This is a genomic window from Devosia sp. ZB163 (genome assembly GCF_028613635.1).
Taxonomy (GTDB): Bacteria; Pseudomonadota; Alphaproteobacteria; order Rhizobiales; family Devosiaceae; genus Devosia_A.
This window is the reverse complement of the sequence record NZ_JAQRMY010000004.1, coordinates 1-25143: the sequence shown is the minus strand read 5'-3', so window position 1 is coordinate 25143 and position 25143 is coordinate 1. Positions and strand designations below refer to the sequence as shown.

Here is a 25143-nt window from a genome sequence, read left to right as displayed (position 1 = left end):
CCGTAGGCGAACCCGGCTCCCCGGTCGATGCCCTCGCGATCACGTCCGCTTGCCGACCTCGACGCTGTCCGCCCGCCATCCCAGCGCCTGTTCGCTCAGCGTGATGCCGAGCCCCGGCCGGTCCGAGACAAGCATGCGCCCGTCCCTGATCTCGAGTTGCTCGTTGAACAGCGGGTCCAGCCAGTCGAAATGCTCGACCCAGGTGTCGTGCGCATACGCGGCCGCGAGGTGCAGGTGGATCTCCATGGCGAAGTGCGGCGCCATGTTGAGGTACTTCTGCTCGGCCATCGTCGCGATCTTCAGGAACTGCGTAATCCCGCCGACCCGCGGCGCGTCCGGCTGGATGAAATCGACCGCGTTGCCCGCGATCAGCGCCATATGCTCGGCGACGCTGGTCAGCATCTCGCCCGAAGCAATGGGGGTCGTGAGTTGGGCCGCAAGGCGTGCGTGTCCCTCGACGTCATAGGCGTCGAGCGGCTCCTCGATCCAGACGAGGTTGAACTCCTCGAGGGCGCGTCCGACGCGCTCGGCGGTCGGCCGGTCCCACTGCTGGTTGGCATCGACCATGAGCGGCACACGGCCATCGACGACCTTGCGCACCGCCTCCATCCGGGCGAGGTCGGCCATCGGATCGGGCTGCCCGACCTTGATCTTCAGCCCGCCAATTCCTGCTTCGATCGAAGCCTCGCAGTTGGCAACCAACTGGTCGGTCGGCGTCGACAGGAAGCCGCCCGAGGTGTTGTAGCAGCGCACCGAGTCCCGGCGCGCACCCAGCAGCTTCGCCAAGGGTAACCCCGCGCGCTTCGCCTTCATGTCCCAAAGCGCGACGTCGAACGCGGCGATGGCCTGCGTGGCGAGTCCACTCCGCCCTACCGAAGCACCAGCCCAGGCGAGCTTGTCCCACAGCCGCGCGATGTCGTTGGGGTCCTCCCCGATCAGGGCCGGCGCGATCTCCCGCGCATGCGCATAAAGCCCGGGTCCGCCCGCCCGCTTGGAATAGCTGAAGCCGATGCCCTGGTGCCCGCGCTCGCTCTCGATCTCGGCGAAGAGCATGGCAACCTCGGTCAGCGGCCGCTGCCGCCCGGTCAGCACCTTGGCGTCGCTGATCGGCGCCTTGAGCGGCAGCATGATCAGCGACAGCTTCACCCAGGCGATGCGATCGGTCGTGGCCGGTCCCGCCGCAAGTCCGGCAAGCGGACTGCTGCCGGGGATGGAGGTATTCCCGTTCACGCTACCTCCCCCGCGAGGTCGTCGCCTCACGCGCCGTACGGATCCCATCCGTTCGCCTGGAACAGCGCGATGATGTAGCCGAAGCAGAAGGCGAAGGCCGTTTCCATCGAGTTGTCGGCGTCGATATGCGGCACATGGTCGGGCATGATCATGCCATCGTAGCCAGTCTCCTTGTAGATCTTGAACGTCGCCGGCATGTCCATGTCCCCGGCATCGGGGAACTCCTCGGTGAACGAGTAGCGGCCGCCCTTGATGTTGCGGAAGTGGACGTTGAAGATCTTCTTCCGGCTGCCGAACCAGCGGATGACCTCCGAAATTTCCGCCCGCGGGTTCTCCAGCCCCTCGGCCACCGTCCCCTGGCAGAAGTTGAGCCCGTGATAGGGGCTCTCGCAGGTCTGCACGAACCGCATCAGCCCCTCGACGCTCGACAGCACGCGCGTCTCGAAACCGCGATAGCCCGGCCGCGTCATCGGGTCGTGCGGATGGCAGGCGAGCCGCACCTTGTTCTCGGTCGCAACCGGCACGACGCGCTCGAGGAAATACTCGATGCGCTCCCAGAACTCCTCGGCGCCCACCCGGCCCGCCACGGTGAGCACGTCGTCGTCGGTCGTCTTGTCGGCCCGGAAGGTCGACAGCACAGCCCCGCCCCTGCCCCGCTCGGACTCCGTCCGCGGGATGCCCAGCACGTTGAAGTTGTACTTCGCCGCGCCGATGCCGACCGCCGCCAGGTCCTCGATGATCCTGCAGATGCCGTCGATCTCGCGGTCGCGTTCGCCGGGCCGGCCTAGCACGATGCCCGGCGCCTGGTGGTTGCGCTCGATGCCGGAAGACGGCAGCGGCAACTGCACCATGTCGAGCACGAGACCATGCTGGTCGATGCGATCCACATGGCGGGCAAGGATGTCGCGGTTCCACTGGTAGGGGTCGCCGACCGGGTCTATACAGACGTGCCGGACACCCAATTGTGCCAGCTGCCCGAGGTAGCGGTCCCCTACCTTGGCGAACTGGTCGCCCCCCAGCTGAGTGCCGACGTACATCGCATTCCCCCCGATAGTTTATGACTTCTTCAAAGTAGTATGATAGATTTTTGCAGTGGGCAACCGGCAGTCACACAACGCCGCCTATGCCGCTGCCAGGCCTTGCACATCAACCCGTTTTGAACCCAGCCATGTCCGCCGCACCCACCGTCCACCTCACCGACCGCGTCAAGCTCGGCCTCCTGCGCCTCATCGAAACGGACAACCTCCAGCCCGGCGACAAGCTGCCGCCGGCCGAGCAGCTGTGCGAGAAGTTCTCCGTCAGCCGCACGGTGGTCCGCGAGGCCATCGCCAGCCTGAAAGCCGAAGGGCGCCTGCGCTCGCTGCGCGGCAGCGGCGTCTATGTGGAGACCCCGTCGGCGACGACGAGCGAGCTGTCCATGTTCATGGCGGCGCCGCAGGAGATCGGCGACATCCTCGATTTCATGGAGTTCCGCATCAGCGTCGAGGTTGAAGCGGCGGGCCTCGCCGCCGAGCGCCGCACGGAAACGCACCTGTTGCGCATGGAACAGGCCCTCGCCCAGTTCAGGCGGCATCTCACCGACAACACTCTGGGCACCGAAGCCGACCGCGCCTTCCACCGCGCCATTGCCGACGCGACCAACAACAACCGCTTCCGCCTCTTCGTCGACGAGATGGGCGAACGGCTGCTCCCACGCCGGGCTCTGGGCGCGAGCTTTGCCGACGAAAAGAGCAAGGCCGATTTCCTCGACGCCATCCAGCTCGAGCACCGCCGCATCTACGAAGCCATCGCCGACCGCAAGCCCGACGAGGCCCGCATCGCCATGCGTCGCCACCTCGAGGATGGCCGCCGCCGCTACCGCGAGTGGCGCATCGCCCACGATACCCGCTGACACCAGCCGACCACTACTCTGCCGACGACGCCAGCCGGCTCTCGAGCAGCTCGCCCGCCTTGTCCAGCAAAGGGTAGGCAGCAGCCGCGACGATGAACGAGTTCACCAGCTTCATGTCGCGCATCAGGTCCAGATGCAGCGCGCTCGATTGCGATGCTGCCGAGAACCCGTCGCGCATGTGGGAGAAATGCCGCGTGGTCCCGTTCTGCTCCGCCCGGCGGAACACCACCTTCTCGGCGGCAAGGATGCGCGCGACGTTGGCATCCTCGGTGACGAACAGCGAGGCCGCCATCCGGGTGTTGGCGATGAGCCGGTCCATCATGGCAACGAGTTCCACTTCGCTGTCCGCATCAGGCAGCAACCCGCGCTTGAAGCGCTTGGTGGCGTGCGGCAACAGGTTCCGGTCCAGCACGTCGCCGGCCTGCTCCATGTTCATCGAGAACACCATGATCTGGTGCAGCTTCTGCCGGTCCTCGTCGCTGAGGTCGTCCTCGTCGAACAGCGCCAGGTAGCGCTTGATGGCCGTGTTGAGCCCGTCGAGCGTGTCGTCCATCGCCCGCGTCTCGGCGACCAGCCGGCGATCGTGCCTGACCAGCGCATCGCGTGCACCGGTCAGCATCGCCTCGAGCGCGTCGGCGAGCCGCAGCGCCTCGCGCTGCGCTCCGCCCAGCGCCATCATCGGCGTCTCGAGCGCGGCGTGGTCGAGATAGATCGGTCGCGCCGGATCGGCCGTATCCTCGCGGTCCGGCACCAGGCGTGTCATCAGCGCCGCGATCTGCCTCAGGAAGGGCAGCGCGAGCAGCGCCATGACGATGTTGAAGCCCAGGTGGAACAGCGCGAGCGAAGTCCCCTCGCCCAGCCCCGTCCCGCGGAGCAGCGTCACGATCGGCGCCAGCGCCACCCAGGCGATGGCAACGCCGACCAGCCGGTTGAAGAGGTTCGCGAGCGGCAGCCGCCGCGCCGCCGGATCCCCGTCCCCCGCCTCGAACAGCGGATTGAGCGCCGTGCCGAGGTTGGCACCCAGCACGAGCAGCAGCGCGCTTTCGAACCCGACCACGCCGTGGCTCGCCAGCGAAATGATCAGCAGCACCACCGCAACGCTCGAATGCACCGCCCACGAGGCAAGTGCACCAAGCAGGACGGCGAGGAGCGGCATGGCACCGAGCAGCCCCAGCAGCGCCACGACCTCGGCTGAGCTGGCCATCGGCTCCAGTGCTTCGAGCAACTGATGCAGCGCCAGCAGCATCAGCCCCAGCCCGATCAGCACGCGCCCCAGGTCGTGGCTCATCGCGCTGCGATCGAGCCGGAACAGCAGCACGCCGCCGGCGATCAGCGGCGCCGACAGCACCACGACATTAAACGAGAGCACGGTGACGATCAGCGCCGTACCGATATTGGCGCCCAGCATCACCGCCATCGCCGGCACCAGCTCGACGAGCCCGGCAGCGGTGAAGTTGGTCGCCATGAGCGCGGTCGCGGTGCTCGACTGCAACAACGTCGTCACGCCGATGCCGGCGAGCAGCGCCGCGAAACGGTTGCGCAACGTCCCCGTCAGGACCGCACGGAGTCGAGGCCCGAAGGCGCGCTGCACCCCGGACTGCACCATATGCGCGCCCCACAGCAACAAGGCTATGGCGCCGGCAATGGCAAGCGTAGCGACGAAAGACTCCAAGTCACCGCCTCCGAACTGCCCCGCACGCAATCATGTCTGAACATGACGGCAATGCAATGGTTTCCGGAATCCCGCTGGGTACGCCGGGCGGCGTCGTCGACAACTGAGGTGGGAAGATTGGGTGGCGGAGAGGATGGGATTCGAACCCACGAGACCCTTTAGAGGTCTGCGCCCTTAGCAGGGGCGTGCCTTCGACCACTCGGCCACCTCTCCGTCGCGCCCTCTAATAAGGCAAATGGCCTTGAGCGCAAGGGGAAACTGGCCGGCTTCACACTTCGTTCTCGGGATGCGTCCTTGCAGGTTCTTGCAGCCGAAAACGAGAACAAACGGGGATTCTGCGGGGGTCCCCGTACACTGCGCGTACAGGATGTTCACACCACGTTCCCGGCTCACTCGCGAGAACTGGCCCTCCTAACCCACCCAGCTTTGTCCTGAAAGGATGATGGGGAATGACGACGACAATTGAACGCGCTGCCGCGTGGATCGCCGGTCGCGATACCGGGGCTTCCTCCAAGGCACTCTGGGCCACGATGATGGGCGTGCCATCAGACAAGTCGCACCCCCATGACGGGGACGACCTTGGCCGGTGCATACGGCTGCTGGAAGCTGTCCCGGAGTGGAAGGCCCGCATTGGCGAGATGGCCGCAGTGTCAGCGTATTGGGCGGCCCTCGTCCCCCACTGGGACGAGTTGGTCGAACTGCACAACCGATCGGGGCGCGAAGTATACGTCCGCATGCGCCAGCTACTTGATCCGGTCGAGGCCGCCGACCCCAAAGTCTTTCGCATGGGCAAGGGCGTTACCGTGTCGTTCGGTCGCTGACACCCCTATGTGAAGGAGAGAGATAGGCTCACACCGGCTGTCCCCGGTCCTTCACGGTATCCAGCGGGATCATCGGGCCAAGCACGCACCCTTCGGCAACGCCCCATAGCTGGATGAGCCCGTTTCCACCTTCCACCAGCAGAACGTGGTCGATGACGCTGCCGTCCACAGGCACGAGGTCGATAAGCCCGCCGTCGACACTCTCGGCAGCAGCGACGGCATCGGGAACAGCAAGGCACTCCTGCGCCCTCACCGGGGCAACAGCAGCGAACGCAAGTACACCCGCGATTCCTGCAAGCAGGATCACGGCATCAGAAGAGCGGATCATGATAGCTTCTCCACGCAGACGGTTGCGACCCCCGCCCGGGTCATTCCGATATGGCGGGCAGCGGCAGTGCTGAGGTCGAGATGGCGGCCACGGACGAAGGGGCCGCGGTCATTGATGCGGACGACGACGGACTTGCCCCGGTAGGTGACGCGGAGCTTGGTGCCGAAGGGCAGCGTCTTGTGGGCCGCCGTCATGCCCTTGCCGGTGAAGCGCTCGCCGTTGGCGGTCACCGAGCCGGATTCCGCGCCGTAATGCGATGCCACCATCCGGCTGCAGGCGAGCGCAGAGTTCGTCAGAAAGAGAAAGGCGCCCGTGAGGATCACGAGCGCCGCAGCGATTCCAGCGATGATGTGTCGGATCAAGGGGTCTTCCCCCCGGAGTTGATCCAGGTCCAGAAGCCCGTCGCGATAATGCTCCCGGCAACGACGAGAACGCCCACCAGAACCCAGTTGCCTATCTTGGCAGCGGTGCCATCCCACCCGATGCGGAGCCGGCGCAAGAACCGGAAATCTTCGCGTGCCTCGTCCTGATGCTCACTGCCGTCGAGCCTTAGCCCGGAATCGGCCAGTTCTTCCCGAACCGCTGCCTTCACCACAGAGGCGAGCTGGCGGAGTTGTTCCGGCGTAAAGGAGACGTCGTCCGCCATTTACGAATTCCTCAAATGCGTCTGGGTAGTATCAGGCACGGGCAGTCTCCAGTTCATCTCTGGGGTTGTCCTAGGCTCCGGAGGGCAACCCACTGCTTCTCCGGGGCCGATCGATCATCGTCCGAGCTTCAGCTTCAACAGCTTCTCGATCAGGGTTTCCTTCCGCTGGCCTAGAGCGGTGCGGGTCAGTTCCTCGACAACGGTCTTCTGCGGGATCTCGCGCAACTCAACCTGCCGGCCGTCGATCACGACCTGAGGTTTCACCGTGGCTCGGTAGGAGCGCCACTGCACGAAGGCCCAGACGATGAAGCCGCCTGCCGCCTTCAGCGACAGGTCCTCCCAGTTGCCTTGCAGCACGAGCAGGGCAGTTTGCTGAATGTCGGGCGGCATCAGGGAATAGAGACCGAGCAGGCCGCTCAGAGTACCGGTGAGAAGCCCACCGATTTCCCAGATACGGCGAAGGAACCACTGCACGGCAACAGAGGCGAAGAACGAGCCCATCGGGCGTCTCCTAGAACTTGATGGTGAAAGCGGCGATGAGAAGCGCAGCGGCCACGACCACCCAGAAGATGGTCCAGCCGGAGATGAAGCGGGCCTTGCTGGTGACGGGCGCCGGGTCTGGGGCGGCGGCCGGGGGCTTCGTCGTCGGGATCGGCGGTTCGGCGGGAACTGTCGGCGGCTTCGATACCGGGGCAGTCAGTTGGACCGCCGTATCTCGGACGTCTTCCACGCGGTTCGACCAGCCCTTGCCGAACGTCTCCCAGGTCTTCAGCCCCTTGAGGAACGACATCCGCTGATCGCAGAGCGAGTGGATGAGCTTGATCGGGTCGGCGGCCTTCACAGCCGCGAGGGTGATCGGGCCAACAACACCGTCCTGCGCCACGCCCAGCACGCCTTGAAGGGCTTTCGCAGCTCGAGACGGGCCACTGTTCACGGCGTAGTCGAACACGGCATAGTCCACGCCGGCCGGCAGGTCATCGCCACGAACGGCATTCCAGTAGACCGATCGATAGACCTTCGCGACCTGCTCCCGGGTGATGGCCTTGAGGTCGGCAATCGTGCCTTCTCGCTTCACCCACTTGCGGAAGGTGGCGAGCGTGATGCCCATGTTGGTCGGGCCGCCAGGGTCTTTCGAATGGTTCACGTACCCGCCCTCGTGCCGAAGCACAGAGGCGAGCGCGCGTGCGAACGACGCGTTCATTGGGATACTCCGATGTTGGAAGTTCAGGTGCGCTGGAACAGGCGCTTGATCTGCTTGTAGATCGGTCGAAAGAGGATCATCAGCGCGACACAGAACGCCGCGATGGCCCACGCCCAAGGCGGGAGGACTTGCTGCAGGCAATCCAGCAACGTGCCGTCCGTGCCGCCCAGGTCGTGCACGTCACAGCAGGCGCGGATGGATGGGAACAGCCATTCGAGGAACCAGAACCCGGTGCAGCCGTCCGTCATTTCCAGTACCGGTCGTTTTGGTAATCTAGGGGAACCGGGTCCATCGCCTTGAGCGCCCATTCGGCATTGTAGGCAGCTTGGATGCGAGCGGCGACCTGCAGCCCCATGGACACGAGATCGGCCGCTGTAAGCTGGTAGGTGACGTTGTCGAAGCCGCGGAAGGCGGTCATGTGCTCGGGGCTGGCTGCCGAGAGGTACTGCCCCACCGATGCTAGTCCCTGGATGTTGCGCTGGGAAAGCGCATCCATGTTGATCTGGATCGTCCCAACCGACAGCGTGACCGCCAGTGGCAGCGCAATGCGCCGTTCGCGCTCAGCGTAGAGGTCATCCTTGCTGACCAACGGCCCCTGAATTCCGTGAACGCGCAACACGTCAGATAGCTCGGCCTCGGACCCAATCCGCGTGACACCCGCGCCTTCCGGCAGTTCGGTGACATAGGCCACTGCCTCCGAGGACCAGTACCGAGTCTCGTCGCCAGCCACGACCCAGAACCAAGAATGAGGGGAAAAAGAGCGATCCATGCCTAGCTCCTTAGATGTACTGACCGCCTGTCGCGATCGCGCCAGCCGAACTGCCGGGAAGGTAACTCGCCCCACCGCCGTTGGTGTCGATCACGCCATTCTGTGTGGCAGAGTACCTGACACCAGTGGCCGAACCAACGAACGTGTTGCTGTAGACAGAGGCGTAACCACCATTGATCGCCTGACAGAAGGCGACGGAGAAAGCTGGGGTGCCGGTGAGAGTGATCGTGCGGCCTCGGAGGGTGCCATTGCTGAGAGCCCCGATGTACCAGTGGCGCTTTGCACCCCCCGATATGGTGTAGTTTTGGTAGGCGTAGAGATTACCTAGCGACTGGGTGTAGGCATGCACCTCGGTGCATGCGCCGAAGTCGACGTTCCCGAACGCGACATAGCTCCCGCTATCCGCGAGAATGCCGTAAGCCCCCGTCATCTTCAGCCCAGTGATGTTGTATCGTCCTAGGGCAGCAGGGGCAGCGAAGCAGATGCCGCCCGTGACGTTCACGACGACGTTGGCCGGAGTAGTCGTGTTGCCCTGAATGGTAATAGGCCCCGCCCCGACATAGCTCTTGAGGGCGTTGGCTGCATTGTAGGTGCCATTCGCGAGCTGAATGGTGACGTTGTAGATGGACAGGTCTAGTGCGCAGGCAACGTCGATCGCCTTCTGGATAGTCAGGAAGGCCCCACCGGCTGTGTTCGTGAGCCCGTCGTTGCTATCGTTGCCGTCAGTTCGGACATAGTAGATGCGGTTGGCGGTCAGCACCTCTCGAACACCGATAACGGACTGAATGCCTGCGACCGTCGTGCTGTTGAGCAACGAGGCGATGAACGCCGTGAGCGTCACATCGGCATCGGGAAGTACGAAGGCCCGGTCGGCTGCCAACGATGACGGTGCCTGCAACGTCACCTTGTGAGCGCCGTTGTCCGTGTCCTCGGCCAGGTCGAGAGAGGCCGGGCCGGCGGGGCTGGCCTTGGTAAGCAGCGCCGCGCGTGACTCCACGTCGTCCAGATCAACGGCCTGGGTGACGGTCAGGTGGTCAACCTTGGCAAGCTGCGCTGCCGTGGCAAACTTCTGCGTAGTGGCCGCGTCGTCGATGTCGTCGGCATCAAGCACTACCGTGCCAGTCTTCCCGTTGACGCTGTTGACCGCCCCGGCGCCGTCGGCGCCCTTGTCGCCCTTCGGGATCTCGAAGTTGAAGACTGCCGCGCCAGCCGTGCCAACGTTGGTGACCGTTGCAGGGTCGGCCGGATCGACGGTGGTCACCGTCCCGACAGCGATGGTCGCGGCGGCACCTTGCGGGATGTCGAAGTCGAACACCGCGTCGTTCTCGTCGCCGGAGTTCGTCACTGTCGCAGGGTCGCTGGGGTCAACGGTCGTGACCGTGCCAACGGCAATGGTCGCCGCGAAGCCCTGAATGCCTTGGATGCCCTCGGGGATGCCGAAGTTCAGCACGACATCCTGTGCGGTACCGACGTTCTCAACCGTCGCGTCGGAGCCTGCTGGCAGCGTCGTGACAGTGCCGATCGTCACCGAGGCGTTGATGTCTTCAATCGGGATCAGGTCTTGCCAGTCCTGCCCGACATAGCGCCACTGGACCATCGTGCCAGTGTTCTGCAGCTCGATCTCCATGGGCATCAGTGACGGGATGACCCGAAGCCGAACCTTCGTCGGCTGAACGGCTTTCGCCCGCACCGCTACCTGGGGCTGGGACTTGATCCGCAGCCGAGGGGTGATCGTATCGCTCATGCGCCAAACCCGCCGCCGACGAACACCAGCGAGCCAGTGAACAGCTGGGTCGTGCCCGTGCCGTTCGTCATCCGACAGCCGACCTTGTAGGTGTTGCGGATGTCGAGGCTTCGCATCTGCTCCTTGGTGAAGCGCCACTGGATCGTGCCGGCCTCGGGGATCTCGATGCTGTTGTCCGCAGTCGTGGCAGATAGATAGGTCGAACCCCGGCAACTCACCTCGAGCTCGAACAGAACGTCTGTCGTATCGAGCGGCAGGTTGGTCCTGTCGTCGGTGAGGTCGACCCGCTGCGCCCAGTCTGCATCGTCGGTGGCGAAGAACTGAAGTTCGTACATGGCCTACCTCAGAGTTTGATGAGCCAGAGAACGAACATGGATGGCTGCACGTTGGGGTGCGCTTCACCCGACCCGGCGTCCGCCATAGCGCCCGTAACCGCCACCTCCCCCGAACCGCCGATCTGCTGTCCGTCGGTGTTGGAAGGCGTGCCGGTGAAGGCGTTTCGCGTGAGGTTGTTGAAGTGGCGCAGCATGAAGCCGCCGCCGCCATCCGTGGCGCTCTGCGAGCTGTCCGACGTGCTGACGCGGAACGCGTGCCCGTGGTTCGGCATCTTCAGAGTGCCGTTGCCGTGGGCGTGGGCAGGCATCTGCCCCGAGGTCAGGGTGTGCGTCGAAGCACCAACCGTGGCGCCTAGAGTGGTGTTGTTCTCGCCACCGTCGACCAGCGTGTCCGCGATGCGATTGGCGTCCGTGTTGCCCATCGCGCCTAGGCCGATGAAGCCTCTGTCGCGACCATCGGGAAGCTGGATGGTCTTGTTCGCCGCCCAATCTCCGGCCGCTGACGCGCCACGCCCGCCGGAGACGGTAAGCGTTGAGTCCTCAGTCCACAGATGGAGGAACAGGTCCTCGCAGTCGGCGTTGGCCCGCTCAGTGGCGCCCGACGCAGCGGAGCCGATTGTCCGCCCGTTGGCGCGCACCCAACCAGAGGTCGCGGTGTTTCCATAGTGGGGCTTCAGGTCGCCAGTGCGCGCCAGTAGTTCGACGGAGGTTTCGCCGGCTGACGGTGGCACATAGTCGGCCGCCTGAGGCACGCTGATGTCGTCGTCGTCAAAGACGAGCGTGTCGTCCGCCTCGAGCATCTTCTGCCGATAGGAGCCCGGCGTCGGGTTCAGATAGACAATCGGGAAGATGCCTCGCGCATTGGCAAGGATGGGCTGGTCATGCGCAACACTCAACGACCCGTCCGTGTAGACGACCTGCGGCGTGGTCGTGTTCACGTCGTAGAAGAACAACTGCGCCCCAACCATAGGAGCGCCGTTCTCGTCCAGCCAGGGCGTGCGCCCGCCGGGCCAAATAGCAGCCATATCGATTTCCCCATGAGAAAAAGGGGCCGCCCCGGGAGCGCCCCTTTGGTAGATACCGGCTCAGTCGTGGGCTGTTAGGACAGCGCCGCGACCTTCAAGCGGTAGAGTGGTCTGGCAATCTCGCGATGCAGTCGCTGCGCTACCGAAAGCCTGCGGCGGCTAACGGTCGAGGCTCCCATCGTTTCGAACAACGAGGGGCCGGCGACCAGCATCGGCACCTTGTGGAGCCATGCCATTTGCAATGCGGTGTCAACCGGACGGTCGAACACCTCAGTCCATTCTAGGAGCCGCTGTGCGGCCTCCCTGCCCACTAGCTGGGCCGCGGCCCGAAGGCCGACCCGCCGCGGCTTTGAGAGCGTCCAGCTTCCTTGCTGTGCGATCACGTCGCCGGGTTCTGCTCTAGTCTGCTTCTTCAGCAGCCGGACGTACGAGTCGGGAGACGCGACACTCGCAAGCCATGCCGCGTGCGCCGCGAACTCGCCGCTGACGTTCACAACGTCATCCTCGAACACAATCCCGAATGGCACGCTGCCGTTGGCGATGATGCTCCACGCTCGCCTGTGACTGAGAAAGCACCCGATCTCACCGTCATTCAGCCGGAACGGGTAAGCAGGGGACAGAAAGCGCGGCTGGTAGTGGCTGCGCTCCTGCTGAGACATTTGCCGACCGTCAACTGCGTCGACAACGGTCAACTTTCCACCGCAAGCCTCTGACAGCGCTGTTACATTCGCGGCACGGTCAGTTGCTCGTTCAAGGTGGATGACTAGTGTATCCACTTCCCTCATGAACAACGAATACACTGATGCGGCCACGTTCGGAAGTGGTTGTTGAACCAGTCCACCATCGCGCCTATGTTCTGCCGATGCCTGATTTGGAACCAAAGACCGTTGAGGGGCGAGCGCGCCGCGTACAGCGGTACTCGCCCATCTTCTTCTGGTATGTGCCTCTGATGGCCATGATCTGGCTCGGCATCGCCATGCACTACCTACAGTGGGATTGGCGATTGGCCCTCGTCGTTGGTTTGCCGTTCCTGGCCATCGGCGTCGTGATCGGTGTCCGCTTTAGGGACGTGCCATAACCGGCGGGCCGTAGTCCTCACCGAACTGAGCGAGCCCCGGCAGGAATGCGCCTTGTGCGCGCGGATTGGCTGACCTAAACGCCAAGCTCGACAGCATGCCCAGAGCATCGTCGCCTTGCAGCGTCAGCGCATTTGCAAGCTCCGAATACACTCGATCGGACATGTTACGCGTCCCCGCAGGTGTTCGCCCGGTCACGTTCTGTACGAGGCGCCGGCCGGCATTAAGCGGTTCGCCCCGCATCAGCGCCCCAACTGCGCCTCCGTCAGTCGCTTCCCTGACCGCTTCATCCGCCGCTAGACGGCCGAATGTGCGCGAGTTCGTGGCGACGTTCGCGCGCAACTCCAATGCCCGCTGCGCCTGAGCCAGACGGGCAAACAGGCGGTTGCTGGCGGCGGTATCGTCCATGATGAGCCTGATCTTGTCGCGCGCCGCTCGGCTACTCAGGTCGCGGAGCGCTTTCATGGCCTCACGGGCATCGAGGTTCGGGTTGGAGACGATGTCGTTGACGTTCGCAAGAACCTCATCCACGCGGGACCGTACCCCCTGACGCGCCATGTCGAGCTGTGGCCGCGTGAAGGCCTCGACAGTCTCGCGGGCCTCATCGCGAGCCACACTGGGCGACAAGAGGCTCTCCCCGAAACGCAGGGCCTCCCGCTGCTGGATCGGTGTCGCCGCAGTCTGTAGCGCCGCGTCGTACTCCGGCACAGCCGTCCGGGTGACATCGCGGAGGTCGCGCGCCAAATTCCCGAACGCGCGGCCAATGTCGGTCTGGCCGCCCATCGCGCCCTGCCCCTCGCCGCTCTTCGCCGCGGTGTTCAGGGCGCGGGTGATGTAGTCGATTTGCGTCACGTCGGGCTGGCGCAGATAGGTCACAGTGCCGTCGTCTGCGATCTTGGCGAGGATTTGCTTGGACTGATGCCCCTCAACCTGCATCAGCCGGTTGGCAAGGCCGATCACGCCTTCCGGCACCCGGGTCAGCATACTCTCGATCTCGAGGCCGGCTGGGGAAGAATAGTCGATGGGCTGGGCGTATGCCTGCTTGTAGGCCGCATCGCGCGCGGCCGCAGTTCCAGTGCGCAGACCGGTTTCGGTGCTCTTCACGCCTTGCGGGGCGCCCAGCGCGTCGTCCAAAGCTTGGTTGATGGTCGTGTTGGCGTTGGCGGCACGAGTCTCAATCGCCTCCCGCGCCGCTGCAGAGCCGGGGCCGGTGCGCGAGATTGCGGCATCGAGGGTACCCACCGCCGATGGCGATGCGTCAACCAGCATGGCATCAGGACCGCCCGCGCGGATCGTATCCATACCGGCAGGACCGAGCGCGTTGTCAGCGCCGAACGAGCGCTGCAGCACCTCACGAGAGGGCCGGGAGAGGTTGTCCGCCGCGACGTTGGAACGAAGGCCGAGCGAGCGGCCAATCCAGCCGAGCGCGTCGTCAATGTACGGAGCGGCCGCGCCGCCAGCCGCGCCGAACCCGGCGCCCCACAGTGCAGAGTCGCCAGCCTCTTCGAAGTCCTTGCCGCGCGCGAGTGCGTCGGCAAACGCGAGAGTGCCGCCCGATCCCCCGCCGAGCAAAACGCGCTGCAGCGCCGGGCCAGTCATGCCAAACGCAAACTGCCCTGCCTTCGTCGCAGCAAGTGGTAGCGTCGAAACCACGGCACCGGTCAAGTTTCCTGCCGTGGCGCTGACCGGGTTCGCTTCTTTGGCCTCGGCAAACTCCTGGTCTACGTCCTCCTTGGTCATGCCATGTACGGCAGCGCGGCCCTGCTTGGCCCAATCAACCAGCGTAGGCCCGGCTACCGGCACACCTTCGAGGAACGAACCGCCAGCGGTGTACAGCTTGGCTGCGATGTCGGTATTCGGTTCCGAAATCGCAGGCGCGGGCGGCTCTGCGCTTACCTGTGGCAGTTCCCGCCCAGCCTTAGCCTGCTGTACGGCCCAGTCGGCATACTCCCGGGAACCGGGCTTGAGCCCTTCTGGCGCCGCCGCTGTGGCGGCTTCTCCCGACTGCTCTGCCTGCCGCTTGCGGGCTGCTGCGAGGGCTAGAGCCTTCTGCTGTTCTGCTGTCAATTCTGCCACAGCGCACGCTCCTCAGGGGTGAGAAACTGCCACAGCGCAGCGTCCCCGGTCCAATCGGCGGGAGGCGCGTCGCCGGCAGCGTCGGTCTTCGGCGCACCTTTCTGCGAGTCCTTGAACGCCTTGAACGGGTTGGGCAGAGCGCGGATTTGCCTGTCGGCTTCCTGCCACTTGATCTCGCCGCTGAGGGCCTGGGACGCAATCTCTGCCGCCTTGACCTTGTGGTCCTGGATGGCTTGGAAGGTGGCGATGATGAGAGCATTGCCTTCGGGACTCTTGCCGAGCCCGGGCAGCGACTTGAGGAACTGCTTGGCGTCGAAGTCCGACGACGCTCCGGCCCCGGGGGTGCGCATCTGCGGGGCCATGCGCGAGATGATGGCGTCGTACGCCTGCCCCTCACCCAAGCCGCTGATGTCGATTCCCGCCGCCTCGGCATAGGGCCCAAGTGCGTTCAGAACTTCCGCGGTCTTGCCGGTTTCGAGGCTGGCGCCAATGTTCCGCAGCGCCTCGAGGTCGGCCATCATCTCTTGCGCCTTGGCGCCACCCGCAACGGTCTCATCCATGCGACCTGCCGCCAGCTCGTCGGCCTTCTTGCCAAAGGCGCCAGAATTGCCGGCAGTGTCGACGTTGACCGTGGTGCCGCTCTTGTTCTGTGCCTGCCAGTCGGCAAACGAGCCGGCGAACCCTTGAGACAGGGCGAACATGTACTCCTGCATGTCGTCCGTGGGCTTGCCCGCCGTGCTCGACTGGGCAACCTTGATAGCGTCGAGAGCGAGGGGGCGGGTCACCGGATTGCGGAACAGGCTCATCATAATCTCACGCGACGGCAGGCCGCCCGGCCCCGACACGTCCAGAGGCGCCGCATAGCCACCCTTCCCGTTCCCGCCCTTCTCCGCGGCCCACTGAGAGAATTGCCCAACTGTCATGCCCTGCAACTGCGCGTTGGCCTCAATCACGGACGGATCGACATACGCCGAAACGGGGCTGTTCGGGTCACCGCCGAGCACCTTGGATGCACCTCCTGCGCCAAGGAAGTGCGCGGCATAGAGCGCACCCGGATTGACCGGCACGCCTGCGCCGCGCAAGTGCCGGGCATTGTCCGCGGTAAAGGCGCGAATAGCCTTCTCCTGCTGTGCTGGGTCAGTGCGGCCATCAGCGGTCAAACCCAGCTCGGGGTGCGACTGCATCAGTCCCTGCCAGGTGCTGTCGATGAACTGGTACCGGCCCAACGCACTCGAGTTCGGGTTCTTTGCAGCGTCGTTGCCGCCGCTCTCAGAGCGCCGGGTGTTGGCAAAGTATGCCGATAGCATCGGGTCTTCGGCCGCCATTGCCGCCTCATGGCTGCTGCCGACCAATCCCGTGGTCTGTGCGCCACCACCGGGAGCCGACTGCGGCCCGTATAGGCTGTCGATGTACGAGGCGAAGGCATCAGGCGCTTCCGCTTCGAACCGTTCCTGCCGCCCATCAGCAACGCCCTTGTTCCACTGATCCAGCACGTCAAGGATCGTGGTCTTGGTGGGCTGGGGAACCGCGTAGCCGGGATAGTTGATCTGGACCATGGCTCAGCCCTCAGTACAGCGCCGGCATGCGGGTCGTGGGGTTCACAGAACCACCACCGCCGAAGCCGCCATAGCCGCCGAATCCGCCCCCACCGAACGCCTTGCCGCCGATGCCGACAATCGCCCCGAGGGTATCGAGCATGGCGCCCTGCCCCGCTTCCTTGCCCGCCGCCTTCTGGTTGTTTGCACCCATGTAGGCGGACGACAGGCCGCTCTCGAAATCGAGCCCAAGGCCGCGCCCTGCCACGTCGCGGTCAACGCCACCCGTGTACATGTCGTTGTACCCACCAAGCCGGGTCAGCCAGTCACCATAGTTCTGGTCAGCAAAGCCCGTGGCGTACCGCAGCATGTCGAGGTCGGTATTGCCGGAGTTCCCACGGCCGTACTTGGAGCCGAGGCGCTCGATAGCCTGCTGCCCCTGATCCATTGCGAACTGATAGCCGGGGCCTGTGGTGAAGGCCTCCCGCGCACGGCCAAAGCCATCCTCGCCGCCGAGCCCCATGGCGTCGGCATAGAGGCCGGCACCACGCTTGCCGAGGTCGAGATAATCGCCCGTGACGTCCTGAATGCCGCCGATGATGCCGCGGCCGGTCGTGCCGAGATTGTCGATAATGCCCTTGTTCTGCTTGGCCGCCTCGATGGTGGCCTTGCCCTTGTTGAGGCCCAGCCAGTCACCGATGGTTTCGAAGATGTCTGCCATTCTGGGCTCCTACTTCAGCACGCGAGCGGTCAACATGCCGCTGCCAATGTCCAATGCGCCGCCGCTCTCGTTCTGGAAGCGGACGGAAACGGTGTTCGCGGCACTCACCCAAGCCGTGATGAGGATGCCCGATGTCGCGAGGGAGAAGGACGCGGCCGCCATGTCGCCAAGGGCCGCGCCGGGAACGGTGACAGTGGTTGTCGCCCCTGCTCCGTCCGCCAGGCTCGCCGGGTCGTAGGTGGCCGTGCCCTGCAATGGGGTCAGTTCATCGAGCTTGCCCGCCAACTGGACGAACCAGTCGTACCAGACCTTCGCCATCATCCCGTTCGCTTCGACAAGGCGAGCGCTTGGGATCGGGATAGGCCGGATGCGGTCGGACGCGCTCACGCTGCCCGCTCCTCAACGTCCATGGCCCCACCGAAGAATGCGATCTCGATGGGGTCGGAGATGGTCATTTCCCAGATACGACCCTTGCGCCCCGTCATGCCGGCGCGGTTGATGTCGATAGGCACGTTCTCGCCCTGAGTGCCGAGCGAGCGGGTCAGGTAGTTGCCCCACGTGCGCCCGCCATCATCGGACCAGCGAATGCGGACGACAGGCTCCGTTTCGATTGGGGAGATACCCGCGTCGATGCCGACGCCTACCTCGAAGTCGAAGCTGGCCTTGTTGACCACTGCCCGGCCCGGGAACCGGTGCGACTGCGCAGATCCCAGCGTCCACACCAGCGGGCTTTCATCGTCGCGCTTGGCTGTGGAACTGAGTTCGAACACCTTGCCGCTGTCGAGGTCGAAGGTGAACCACTTCCCCCACGCATTGACGCCGTAGCGGCAGCGCCAATCATCGTGGCCGTATGTCTGCCTCTCGTGCCAGTTGCCGGTGGACACGTCATAGACCCACGTCCAGCCCGGGCCGCTCAGCACCCAATAGGCATGGCCGGCCGCCTGGTAGACGAAGGCGATGAGGTCGGTGGCGCTCGAAACGGCCTCGATGAGCCGGTCCAACTCGGGAGGTGAAATCTTGGCCGGGGTATAGCCCTGCATCGTGCGGACGGTGTTGTCGTTCGCCACGAAGATCAGGTTGTCCGAAAACCCCGGTTCGAACCCCGCAACAGCCCATGGGCCCTTCAGCCCGACCGGAACGACCACGCCGCGGTTGGAGGCAAAGCCAGTCGGATTGGCCGCATTGGAATAGAACTCGAGCGAGGCAAACCCCATCGCTATGAGGTCGCTGCCAAGCGCCACTCCGCGATAGAGCCCGTCTGGATCGGCTTCAGCCGTCGTGCGATCGACAGACGAGAACGTCGTGTCGTTGATGCCCGACTGGTACATTCCGCCGGCTTCGGTGGTCAGGATGAAATAGCCGTCGATGAAGCAGATCGAGTTCACCGAGGGCAGATCGCCATCGCTGAAGCTCGTTACCGCCGAGCCGGAAATGTTGATGGAGGACATGCCCGACGAATGGACGATCAGCACGTCCGGGATCGGGGCTTTCATGTTGCGGGCCATCGTAACCGGGCCCGACCCGCCGACTGTGCCCGTCAGCTCCGTCACCACGCCGCCGTTGGTGATTGAGTACGCCTTGTCGTTGGACACGACGTAGAGGACCGAGCCGACGAGCAGCGCCCCCCGGATAGCGGTCTGCGTCGTCGCGAAGCGGTTGATCAGCCCAGCGACACGGCGCCAGACGATCTCGCTCCGCGAGCCGGTCGGGGCCTTCTCGGCAAAGCAGTTGATCAGCCGCCCACCCGTTTCGGTCGGGTTCACACCCGGCGCAGTGCTGGTGGGGAAGTTGATGGGCGGCATCAGTAGTATTCCGTCGTCTGCGACTGGCCGGACAGGAACGTCGGCTTCAGCGCCCGCAAACGGCGCTCAGCCAGAAGGCGGACTTCCTCGCTGGGAGCTGAGCCAAAGGCCCGGGCGCGCGCGTTAGCGAGCAGGACGCCCAGGTGGTCGAAGGCGTCTTCCTCGTACTCGTCTGGGTTACCCCACACCCAGATATCGCGGGTCGCGAGGTCGCTCATGACGGGTTCGACGGCGTCGTTGATGACGGCGTAGTCCTCAGCCGCAGCCGTTTGGCCCGCGCCGACGACCCCGAGCTCGATCAGAGCCCGGTTCACCAGTTGTTCCCGCGACTTCATGAGCGGCCCCGCTGCTTAGTCTTTCACGTAGGCTTCTTTGTCCTCGGCACTGAGGGCATTGAAGGCGTCAGCGTCGGCCTTGGTCAGGCCTTCCTTGACTTCCCTGTCCTCGTCGCCGCGAAGGATCGAGTACTTGCCGCGGCCCCGGTGCTTGGCGCGCAAGCCGACGAACGGTTCGCCGTCATCGGGCTCGTCATCGGGCTCGTCGTCGCCGGCATCGACGCCGTCGACTTCGAAGTGCGGGTTGGTGCGGAGCTTGGCGATGAGCGTGGCGTGCTCGACCGGGTCCACTTCCTCAGCCCGACCATCGAAGAGCCGAATGCCACCAATGGTGACCACGGCTTCGTCACCGGCCGGCGCGTGATAGGTGATCTTGGTCATTCAGCGCCTCACTTCATGTAGCCGAAGAAGCGCGGCTTGATCGTGCCGGCCGCCGCGGTTGCCGCCGCCGTGGTGGTCTTCCACACGATCTCGGTGTCTTCGGTGAACTCGTAGTTCAGCCCCGAAGCAGCGAGCGTCGTATTGGTGCCGCCCGCCTGACCGGTAGTTGCGCCCGTGATGAAGCGGTCATCGTCCACCGCATCGCCGATGGCGAACACCAGTGCAGGAGTGCCGGTGTCGAGGTCGGGAACGACCACGGACAGCGAAGTCAGAACGAAGCCCTTGGGGACGACGAACAGACCCACGGTCTTGTTGAGGGCAAGGTCAGCAGCAACGAGCGCGATGTCGTCTCCAAAGACCTTGGCGGTACGGGCGAAGCCCTGCGGGCCAGCCTGGGGCTGGCGATACGCCTTGCGATCAGCCATTTGCCGATCTCCTTTGCGATTTCATGAGAAGGGAAAGGGCGGGAGTCTATGCCCCCGCCCGACGCATTACTGGTTGGCAACGCCGGCCACGAAGCCGGTCACCATGCCCCAGTCGACAAGCTTGCCGTTGCCGGCGGACGCGCCTTCGCTCAGCGGGGCCTTGGCGATCTTGCCGGTGCCGTACTGCGCTTCGATGCCCATGCCGGTGATGAAGTCGTAATCACCGTCCTCGAGCTGTGTGGGACGGGGCATCTGGCCGGTCACGTAGGCAAGAGCACCCTGGCCGCACAGGAACACCGGCTCCACGTCGATGGTCGAGGCGCCGACGCTCTTGAGCAGGAGCCGCTGAGTGATCTCGGGGATCTCGACGTAGATCACGCCGTCGTAGACCAGCGAACCGCCAGTGAAGAGCGGGTTGGTCTTGGTCACGTCGCCCCCTTCGCGGGAACGCGCTTCACGGTTGGCTGCGACCATCACGGGGTCCGCCTTGAGGTCGCGGAAACCACGCGAACCGCAGAAGCACACGTACCATTCCTCGTCGCCGTCCTCGATAAGGTAGGGCGTGATCTTCGGCCGGCCGTTGTAGACGCCCGGGTTGTTCGGATCGACGCCCGACTGCTTCGCCTGGTCCTTCATCAGGCTGCCGACCGCCACCGACATCTTGTCGGAGGTGGAGTCGACGTTGCCGACAGCCGTAGCGAAGGTGGTCGAGTAGTTCGAAATCGCGGCACCGAATACGACACGGTCGTAGTTCGACGTGACCCACGAGTTCTTGTCGCTGGCGCTAGCCGCCGCCCACTTGATGCCGTTCACGCGGTTGCCCGGGTTGCCGAAACGGCCGGACTGAATGGACGACGTGGGGATGGACAACAGTGCGTCGACCAGATCGTCACGGACGATGCGGCGGGCCCAGCCACGGAGAAGGCTGCGGGCGGTCGAGCGGACCGAGAACGAGCTTTCCTTATTGGCAGCCCGATTGTTGGCAACGCCGTTACGGGCCCAGTCGGCCCAAAGCGGCATGCCGTAGCTGTCGATCTGCTCTTCGTTGCCGCGCAACTGGCCGGTACCGACGCCGTCGCCCGAAAGCTGGGTAACAAGCGGGACGCGGATTTCCTTGCCGTCTGCATCGAGGTCGGCCATGCGAACGATGATCGAAGTCGAGTCATCGCCCATGTACTTGTCGAAGCGCGACTTGCGCAGGAAGTCGGTCGCCACGTCCTTGCGGAATTTGACGACTTCGTTGTTGGGATGGTTCGGAGTAAGGGCCATTTCGGGCTCCCAAAGATTGGCCGGGCGCTAGCCTCTGCCGCCCCGGCGCGTGGTTGCTGAGAACAGCTCCGCATCGCTCTGGTCGTTGGCCGCAGATGCAGCCGACGCGGCAGTGCCGATGTTTCGCAGTGATGGGATCGCAGGCACTTCCGAACGAGAGGGGGCAGTAACGGCTGGCTGGGCAGTGCCGCGGGCACGTTCAATGACCTGAGCCTGAAAGGTCGGATCGGACATGCGCTTCTCAAGCTCGGCTGCGAGCCAGGCGTCAGGGTCGCCCCCGATGCGCTGCATGTTCTCCCGGGCCTTCTGACCCTGGTGCCACCGCACGATGTCCCCGACTGAATCGCGTGACGCCTGTAGGCGGGCGTTCACTGCGGCCCCGTCGAGAGCGCCCTGCTCAATCGCCTGTTTCATGGCGGTGTGAGCAGCAACGACGGCTTCATGGCCGAACTCGCTCACGGCTCGCGTGTGCGAGAGCATGGCGCGCATTTCGACCATCTCCTGCTGGATCGGCGTCAGCTTGGCTCCAACGAACCCATCAGGATCGTCCCAGAACTCATTTGGCTGCTGCTGCTGCGCAGGTTGCGGTGCCGGCTGCCGCTGCTGAGACTCGTACGCCGCCAGACGCCCCCGAAGCTCGTCACGCTCCCGTTCGGCCGCCCGGCGCGCATCCGCTTCTTCGCGGAGACGTGCGGGAGGAATGGCGGGTTCGTGGCGCTGCTGATCGGTGTCGGCGGGCGGTGTCGTCGGCGCTTCAGCAACAACCGGAGCCTCTAGCGACGGCGGCGCCTCTTCAATCGGAGCCTCGGGAATGGGCGTGTCGCCCGAAACCGTGGCACTGAACAAAGCGGTGTCGTCGTCGGCCGCAAGGCCGTTGTCGTTCTCGTTCATGTCGTGACTCCCGGACTATCGCGTCCGATGGCGTGACCCTCTCTGTCGCGGAGAGCGATGCGGTGCCGAAATCAGGGTCTCGGCTGGCCCTGCGCCGTATCGTGGCGCTGACGAACTACTGAGCGGGCGACTGCGGCTGTGCCGCGCGCAACGCTGAAGCACGGAGATTGAGGCGCTTGCCTTCGAGGTCCATCAGCCCGCTTTCGCGGTCCATGGCATGCTCTTCACGGCGGTATGCCTGCTCCTGCTGCCGGTCGACGACATCGAGCATCCGATTCTGCTGGTCGGCAGCCCTGTCGGCGCCGATGTCCTGCGTCTCCGCGATGATCTTGTCGGTTTCTGCGACCGTCTTGCGGTTCTCGGCAACCTTGCCTTCGAGTTCGACCATGGCCGCCTTCTGCTGAACCGGATTCGGCTGCTGCGGAGCGGAAGCGGCCTGGCGGAACTTGGCCTTGGCCGACGCCGGCATGGCGGACGTGTCGATAAGCACCTCGAGCGCCGCCTGAGCGACCTGTGGCGACAACATCGGGCCGACCGAACGAAGCGCTTCACGCACCGACTCGTTCGTGTCCGCCTGCATGTTCACGGTATCCGGGCCCTCATCGAGGATGATGTCGACATCGAGCGAACCAAGCTTGTTGGCGATGACCGGCTGGCCTGTAGTGGGATCGACGGTGAGCTGATTGATCGCCAGCCAGTCCGCCAGTTCCTCATCATCCGTGACCCTGATCCAGCGTTCGGCCGTCCACACGCTTTGGACAGCGTTCCAAATCGCCCGGTAGAGCCGCCACTTCCAGCCCTTATAGCCGAGCAGATACGGCCCCAACTCAGCGATGCCGGCCTGCTGCTGCAAGGCGATGGCCCGACCCGACATGTCCTGCACACCCGTACCCATCAGGGCGGGGTTGAAGCCGTAGTTCTCGATTTCTGCCTTTGCCTCTTCGAGGAAGCCCAGGCTCGCGTTCAGTTCGGCCGCCCTTGCAGCATCATCGAACTCAGGCATTTCGGCGCCGACCGGCACCACGACGACACCGTCCGGTCGCGCCAGTTCCGCGCGGATTTTCTCTGGTTCGATGCCCTGCCCATCCCGAACGATGATCCGGCGCGATTGGCTGGTGTGCAGGCCTTTGGAACGCCGCTGGTTGATCTCGTCCTGGCTGCTCTTCATATTGCGGACGAAGCCGTAGCGGTCGCCGTCGTGATCGACGTTCGCGGAGAACATGATGTACTTGCAGATCAAGCGGCGCTTCTGGTCACGCAGGTAGGACCGACCCTCGGCAAGGATCGCGGCTCCGGTGTAGATGCAGTAGAACCAGTCGTTCCCTACGCGATACCAATGGTCGATGACGCGCACCCGACGATGGTTCTCATCGCCTGATACCCACTTGTCGTCACTGTCGGGGTTGCTGGTGAGTTCGGAGCCCTGGTCAACCGAAGCCTCGATCTCTGCCCGCTTGTCTGGGAAGGTCGCCAGAAGTTCGGCCGTGTCAGCCCACTTGCCGATGCCCATGTAGCTGGCGTCGGAGAAGTCAGCGCTTTTCGAGCGCGGGTCATAGAAGAAGCCGCTCGGGTCCACGACCTCGAAACCTACTTCGGTGTCGCCCAGATCGCCCGGTTCGAGGATGATCTCCACGCCCCCGATGCCATCAACCGCTGCGTTGAGCCCTACGATGGGCGACTTCTCAGCCCAGCGTTGCTCATCGAGCACATAGCGCACGACGGCAGTCGCTACCTCAGCTCCGGCTTCATGCTTTGGCGTGCGAGCGAACCCGCGGGGGTCTTGCCTCTGCTTCTCGAGCAGCCCCACCACAGCGTTGATCTTTCGGGCAATGCGGTTGAACGTAACAACCGGCTGCTTGCGCCGATTGAAGGTTCGTATCTGCTTCGCCGTCCACTGCGAGGCGTGGTAGTAGCGCCGAGCCTCTTGCTGCTCTTCGACCTCGGCAGTCTTGCCGTCGAGATAGCCCAAGTACTCTCGCTTCAGCCGTTCCAGAGAACGACCGCCGCCCTGAGGCTGTGCGGGCGCTGCGGCTGCCGGCGATGGCGCGTATCCGGTATCGATCATCGATTGTCCTCAGTACGACTGCCAGTCGCCAGGTGCTGCAGCGTCAGAGCGCGAAGAATAGCCGGACCGGTTTCGGTTGGTCTCGGCCGCGGTCTTGTTGCGCACCCACGGCCGAGACATGCAGGCGTATCGCCAGTCGTCCGCCGCATGGTCTTCCATCTCGGTATCGAGGTCTTCCGGCCTTGCCTCGTCGTGCTGCAGCATCGGTATGGTCCGGATGCTGTCTCGGCACGTTGAGAAGCAGAAGATCATCGGCCGCCCTTCCGGGTTGGGCTTGCCTTCCTCGTCCAGCGTCGTCCCGATGAGCCGCTGGCGCATGATGTCCCAGCCACCCATGGCGCCGCGTTGGGAGACGCGCTTGTTGTCGGCGTGGCGGAAGAAGATCTTCTTGTCGCCTGAGCCAATGGTGATCCGGCTCGCTATCGATGGCCCGCCGTCCTCGGCAAATGCAGCGGGGTCCAGAACGCCTAGACCGACCTTTTCGGTTTCGCGCTCAGCTAGTCCCTTGCCTACCTGTTCGGCGGTGAGCTTCAGCCCCTTGTTCGGCTTGCCCGGCTCGCAGCCGTACCACTCGCGGTAGCGAATGATGGCGCCACGAGGGAGCAGAACGCCCGTCACGGGATGCCGGGTGTCGTCCCCTACTATGGCCCACCAGCCGAACGAGAACGGCCTTGCGCTTCCCCAGTCACCAGACCTGAACTTTGCCCAGTCATCGGGGATGGCGAACGGCTCGATGACGTGCAGTCTCTCCGACCAGCAATCGAAGAACGCGCCGTCTACGACATCCCAATCGCCGTAGCGCATGGCCCTGACCAAGGCCTCACTGCCGAGGCCATGCAACCGGGCCTCATACAGCGGGTCTTCCTCGGCAAGGGTCGGATTGTCCTCGAGCCGGGCCGGGAGAT

Annotated in this window: 28 protein-coding genes, 1 tRNA gene and 1 pseudogene; 3 read left to right on the top strand and 27 right to left on the bottom strand. The window is 64.4% G+C overall.

Annotation, left to right across the window (positions count from 1 at the left end; genetic code table 11):
• Positions 1-39: 39 nt before the first annotated feature.
• Positions 40-1230, bottom strand: a complete 1191-nt coding sequence (locus PRN20_RS18335; RefSeq protein WP_273959085.1) for an L-talarate/galactarate dehydratase — start codon at positions 1228-1230, stop codon at positions 40-42.
• A 26-nt stretch (positions 1231-1256) separates the two neighbouring features.
• Positions 1257-2267: a mannonate dehydratase gene (locus PRN20_RS18330; protein ID WP_273959084.1), complete on the bottom strand. Its 1011-nt coding sequence runs from the start codon at positions 2265-2267 to the stop codon at positions 1257-1259.
• Between the two features lie 131 nt (positions 2268-2398).
• On the opposite strand from PRN20_RS18330, the gene PRN20_RS18325 reads away from it, so the two are divergent.
• Positions 2399-3121 (top strand): FadR/GntR family transcriptional regulator, encoded by a 723-nt coding sequence (locus tag PRN20_RS18325; RefSeq protein ID WP_273959083.1) that lies wholly within the window; start codon positions 2399-2401, stop codon positions 3119-3121.
• A gap of 13 nt (positions 3122-3134) precedes the next feature.
• On the opposite strand, the gene PRN20_RS18320 is transcribed toward PRN20_RS18325, so the two are convergent.
• Together PRN20_RS18320 and PRN20_RS18315 are read right to left on the bottom strand one after the other, a co-directional pair.
• Positions 3135-4793 (bottom strand): Na/Pi cotransporter family protein, encoded by a 1659-nt coding sequence (locus PRN20_RS18320; protein WP_273959082.1) that lies wholly within the window; start codon positions 4791-4793, stop codon positions 3135-3137.
• Between the two features lie 122 nt (positions 4794-4915).
• Positions 4916-5006 (bottom strand) — tRNA-Ser (locus PRN20_RS18315).
• A 236-nt stretch (positions 5007-5242) separates the two neighbouring features.
• On the opposite strand from PRN20_RS18315, the gene PRN20_RS18310 reads away from it, so the two are divergent.
• A complete protein-coding gene (locus PRN20_RS18310) occupies positions 5243-5614 on the top strand; it encodes a hypothetical protein (RefSeq protein WP_273959081.1) in 372 nt (123 codons plus the stop codon).
• 28 nt (positions 5615-5642) lie between these two features.
• Here the strand turns inward: PRN20_RS18310 and PRN20_RS18305 are convergent, their stop codons facing one another.
• The 11 genes from PRN20_RS18305 to PRN20_RS18255 form a co-directional block, all read right to left on the bottom strand.
• Positions 5643-5942 carry a hypothetical protein gene (locus PRN20_RS18305; RefSeq protein ID WP_273959080.1) on the bottom strand — a complete coding sequence of 100 codons (300 nt, stop codon included), beginning with the start codon at positions 5940-5942 and terminating at the stop codon, positions 5643-5645.
• A complete protein-coding gene (locus PRN20_RS18300) occupies positions 5939-6301 on the bottom strand; it encodes a septal ring lytic transglycosylase RlpA family protein (RefSeq protein WP_443112599.1) in 363 nt (120 codons plus the stop codon). The genes PRN20_RS18305 and PRN20_RS18300 overlap by 4 nt, the downstream gene beginning before the upstream one ends.
• Positions 6301-6588 carry a hypothetical protein gene (locus tag PRN20_RS18295; RefSeq protein ID WP_273959079.1) on the bottom strand — a complete coding sequence of 96 codons (288 nt, stop codon included), beginning with the start codon at positions 6586-6588 and terminating at the stop codon, positions 6301-6303. The genes PRN20_RS18300 and PRN20_RS18295 overlap by 1 nt, the downstream gene beginning before the upstream one ends.
• Positions 6589-6702: 114 nt before the next feature.
• Positions 6703-7089, bottom strand: coding sequence for a hypothetical protein (locus tag PRN20_RS18290; protein ID WP_273959078.1), 387 nt, complete (start codon positions 7087-7089; stop codon positions 6703-6705).
• Positions 7090-7099: 10 nt separating this feature from the next.
• On the bottom strand, positions 7100-7789 hold the full coding sequence (locus PRN20_RS18285) for a glycoside hydrolase family 108 protein (RefSeq protein WP_273959077.1): 690 nt from the start codon (positions 7787-7789) through the stop codon (positions 7100-7102).
• 23 nt (positions 7790-7812) lie between these two features.
• Entirely contained in the window at positions 7813-8037 is a 225-nt protein-coding gene (locus PRN20_RS18280; protein WP_273959076.1) for a hypothetical protein, read from the bottom strand.
• Positions 8034-8558 (bottom strand): DUF4376 domain-containing protein, encoded by a 525-nt coding sequence (locus PRN20_RS18275; RefSeq protein ID WP_273959075.1) that lies wholly within the window; start codon positions 8556-8558, stop codon positions 8034-8036. The genes PRN20_RS18280 and PRN20_RS18275 overlap by 4 nt, the downstream gene beginning before the upstream one ends.
• 10 nt (positions 8559-8568) lie before the next feature.
• Positions 8569-10302, bottom strand: a complete 1734-nt coding sequence (locus tag PRN20_RS18270) for a hypothetical protein (RefSeq protein ID WP_273959074.1) — start codon at positions 10300-10302, stop codon at positions 8569-8571.
• Positions 10299-10637 carry a hypothetical protein gene (locus PRN20_RS18265; RefSeq protein WP_273959073.1) on the bottom strand — a complete coding sequence of 113 codons (339 nt, stop codon included), beginning with the start codon at positions 10635-10637 and terminating at the stop codon, positions 10299-10301. The genes PRN20_RS18270 and PRN20_RS18265 overlap by 4 nt, the downstream gene beginning before the upstream one ends.
• Before the next feature lie 8 nt (positions 10638-10645).
• On the bottom strand, positions 10646-11662 hold the full coding sequence (locus PRN20_RS18260; protein ID WP_273959072.1) for a hypothetical protein: 1017 nt from the start codon (positions 11660-11662) through the stop codon (positions 10646-10648).
• Between the two features lie 74 nt (positions 11663-11736).
• Positions 11737-12447 (bottom strand): glycosyltransferase family 25 protein, encoded by a 711-nt coding sequence (locus tag PRN20_RS18255; protein WP_273959667.1) that lies wholly within the window; start codon positions 12445-12447, stop codon positions 11737-11739.
• 17 nt (positions 12448-12464) lie between these two features.
• Here PRN20_RS18255 and PRN20_RS18250 point away from each other — a divergent pair, with 17 nt between their 5' ends.
• Positions 12465-12740 carry a hypothetical protein gene (locus tag PRN20_RS18250; RefSeq protein ID WP_273959071.1) on the top strand — a complete coding sequence of 92 codons (276 nt, stop codon included), beginning with the start codon at positions 12465-12467 and terminating at the stop codon, positions 12738-12740.
• On the opposite strand, the gene PRN20_RS18245 is transcribed toward PRN20_RS18250, so the two are convergent.
• From PRN20_RS18245 to PRN20_RS18190, 12 genes and pseudogenes are all read right to left on the bottom strand, one after another.
• Entirely contained in the window at positions 12724-14814 is a 2091-nt protein-coding gene (locus PRN20_RS18245; RefSeq protein ID WP_273959070.1) for a hypothetical protein, read from the bottom strand. The two genes, PRN20_RS18250 and PRN20_RS18245, sit on opposite strands and share 17 nt — an antisense overlap.
• On the bottom strand, positions 14802-16370 hold the full coding sequence (locus PRN20_RS18240) for a hypothetical protein (RefSeq protein ID WP_273959069.1): 1569 nt from the start codon (positions 16368-16370) through the stop codon (positions 14802-14804). The genes PRN20_RS18245 and PRN20_RS18240 overlap by 13 nt, the downstream gene beginning before the upstream one ends.
• 10 nt (positions 16371-16380) lie before the next feature.
• The gene (locus PRN20_RS18235) at positions 16381-17070 is read right to left on the bottom strand and encodes a hypothetical protein (RefSeq protein ID WP_273959068.1); all 690 of its coding nucleotides are present in this window, start codon (positions 17068-17070) and stop codon (positions 16381-16383) included.
• A 9-nt stretch (positions 17071-17079) separates the two neighbouring features.
• Positions 17080-17457, bottom strand: coding sequence for a hypothetical protein (locus tag PRN20_RS18230; protein ID WP_273959067.1), 378 nt, complete (start codon positions 17455-17457; stop codon positions 17080-17082).
• Positions 17454-18872: a hypothetical protein gene (locus PRN20_RS18225; protein ID WP_273959066.1), complete on the bottom strand. Its 1419-nt coding sequence runs from the start codon at positions 18870-18872 to the stop codon at positions 17454-17456. The genes PRN20_RS18230 and PRN20_RS18225 overlap by 4 nt, the downstream gene beginning before the upstream one ends.
• Positions 18872-19207 (bottom strand): hypothetical protein, encoded by a 336-nt coding sequence (locus PRN20_RS18220; RefSeq protein ID WP_273959065.1) that lies wholly within the window; start codon positions 19205-19207, stop codon positions 18872-18874. The genes PRN20_RS18225 and PRN20_RS18220 overlap by 1 nt, the downstream gene beginning before the upstream one ends.
• Positions 19208-19222: 15 nt before the next feature.
• Positions 19223-19588, bottom strand: a complete 366-nt coding sequence (locus tag PRN20_RS18215; protein WP_273959064.1) for a hypothetical protein — start codon at positions 19586-19588, stop codon at positions 19223-19225.
• Between the two features lie 8 nt (positions 19589-19596).
• Positions 19597-20013: a hypothetical protein gene (locus PRN20_RS18210; RefSeq protein ID WP_273959063.1), complete on the bottom strand. Its 417-nt coding sequence runs from the start codon at positions 20011-20013 to the stop codon at positions 19597-19599.
• Positions 20014-20079: 66 nt separating this feature from the next.
• Positions 20080-21282 (bottom strand): phage capsid family protein, encoded by a 1203-nt coding sequence (locus PRN20_RS18205; protein ID WP_273959062.1) that lies wholly within the window; start codon positions 21280-21282, stop codon positions 20080-20082.
• Positions 21283-21309: 27 nt separating this feature from the next.
• Complete coding sequence (locus tag PRN20_RS18200; RefSeq protein ID WP_273959061.1) at positions 21310-22173, bottom strand: hypothetical protein; 864 nt, start codon at positions 22171-22173, stop codon at positions 21310-21312.
• Between the two features lie 115 nt (positions 22174-22288).
• On the bottom strand, positions 22289-24238 hold the full coding sequence (locus PRN20_RS18195) for a portal protein (protein WP_273959060.1): 1950 nt from the start codon (positions 24236-24238) through the stop codon (positions 22289-22291).
• 9 nt (positions 24239-24247) lie between these two features.
• A pseudogene (locus PRN20_RS18190) lies at positions 24248-25143 on the bottom strand (terminase); the annotation flags it as partial.

Excerpts from the sequence above, each read along its gene's own strand:
- PRN20_RS18330 (WP_273959084.1), bottom strand. The coding sequence starts at position 2,267 with ATGTACGTCGGCACTCAGCTGGGGGGCGACCAGTTCGCCAAGGTAGGG.
- PRN20_RS18325 (WP_273959083.1), top strand. The coding sequence starts at position 2,399 with ATGTCCGCCGCACCCACCGTCCACCTCACCGACCGCGTCAAGCTCGGC.
- PRN20_RS18310 (WP_273959081.1), top strand. The coding sequence starts at position 5,243 with ATGACGACGACAATTGAACGCGCTGCCGCGTGGATCGCCGGTCGCGAT.
- PRN20_RS18305 (WP_273959080.1), bottom strand. The coding sequence starts at position 5,942 with ATGATCCGCTCTTCTGATGCCGTGATCCTGCTTGCAGGAATCGCGGGT.
- PRN20_RS18295 (WP_273959079.1), bottom strand. The coding sequence starts at position 6,588 with ATGGCGGACGACGTCTCCTTTACGCCGGAACAACTCCGCCAGCTCGCC.
- PRN20_RS18290 (WP_273959078.1), bottom strand. The coding sequence starts at position 7,089 with ATGGGCTCGTTCTTCGCCTCTGTTGCCGTGCAGTGGTTCCTTCGCCGT.
- PRN20_RS18285 (WP_273959077.1), bottom strand. The coding sequence starts at position 7,789 with ATGAACGCGTCGTTCGCACGCGCGCTCGCCTCTGTGCTTCGGCACGAG.
- PRN20_RS18280 (WP_273959076.1), bottom strand. The coding sequence starts at position 8,037 with ATGACGGACGGCTGCACCGGGTTCTGGTTCCTCGAATGGCTGTTCCCA.
- PRN20_RS18275 (WP_273959075.1), bottom strand. The coding sequence starts at position 8,558 with ATGGATCGCTCTTTTTCCCCTCATTCTTGGTTCTGGGTCGTGGCTGGC.
- PRN20_RS18270 (WP_273959074.1), bottom strand. The coding sequence starts at position 10,302 with ATGAGCGATACGATCACCCCTCGGCTGCGGATCAAGTCCCAGCCCCAG.
- PRN20_RS18265 (WP_273959073.1), bottom strand. The coding sequence starts at position 10,637 with ATGTACGAACTTCAGTTCTTCGCCACCGACGATGCAGACTGGGCGCAG.
- PRN20_RS18260 (WP_273959072.1), bottom strand. The coding sequence starts at position 11,662 with ATGGCTGCTATTTGGCCCGGCGGGCGCACGCCCTGGCTGGACGAGAAC.
- PRN20_RS18255 (WP_273959667.1), bottom strand. The coding sequence starts at position 12,447 with ATGAGGGAAGTGGATACACTAGTCATCCACCTTGAACGAGCAACTGAC.
- PRN20_RS18250 (WP_273959071.1), top strand. The coding sequence starts at position 12,465 with ATGCGGCCACGTTCGGAAGTGGTTGTTGAACCAGTCCACCATCGCGCC.
- PRN20_RS18240 (WP_273959069.1), bottom strand. The coding sequence starts at position 16,370 with ATGGTCCAGATCAACTATCCCGGCTACGCGGTTCCCCAGCCCACCAAG.
- PRN20_RS18235 (WP_273959068.1), bottom strand. The coding sequence starts at position 17,070 with ATGGCAGACATCTTCGAAACCATCGGTGACTGGCTGGGCCTCAACAAG.
- PRN20_RS18225 (WP_273959066.1), bottom strand. The coding sequence starts at position 18,872 with ATGCCGCCCATCAACTTCCCCACCAGCACTGCGCCGGGTGTGAACCCG.
- PRN20_RS18220 (WP_273959065.1), bottom strand. The coding sequence starts at position 19,207 with ATGAAGTCGCGGGAACAACTGGTGAACCGGGCTCTGATCGAGCTCGGG.
- PRN20_RS18215 (WP_273959064.1), bottom strand. The coding sequence starts at position 19,588 with ATGACCAAGATCACCTATCACGCGCCGGCCGGTGACGAAGCCGTGGTC.
- PRN20_RS18210 (WP_273959063.1), bottom strand. The coding sequence starts at position 20,013 with ATGGCTGATCGCAAGGCGTATCGCCAGCCCCAGGCTGGCCCGCAGGGC.
- PRN20_RS18205 (WP_273959062.1), bottom strand. The coding sequence starts at position 21,282 with ATGGCCCTTACTCCGAACCATCCCAACAACGAAGTCGTCAAATTCCGC.
- PRN20_RS18200 (WP_273959061.1), bottom strand. The coding sequence starts at position 22,173 with ATGAACGAGAACGACAACGGCCTTGCGGCCGACGACGACACCGCTTTG.
- PRN20_RS18195 (WP_273959060.1), bottom strand. The coding sequence starts at position 24,238 with ATGATCGATACCGGATACGCGCCATCGCCGGCAGCCGCAGCGCCCGCA.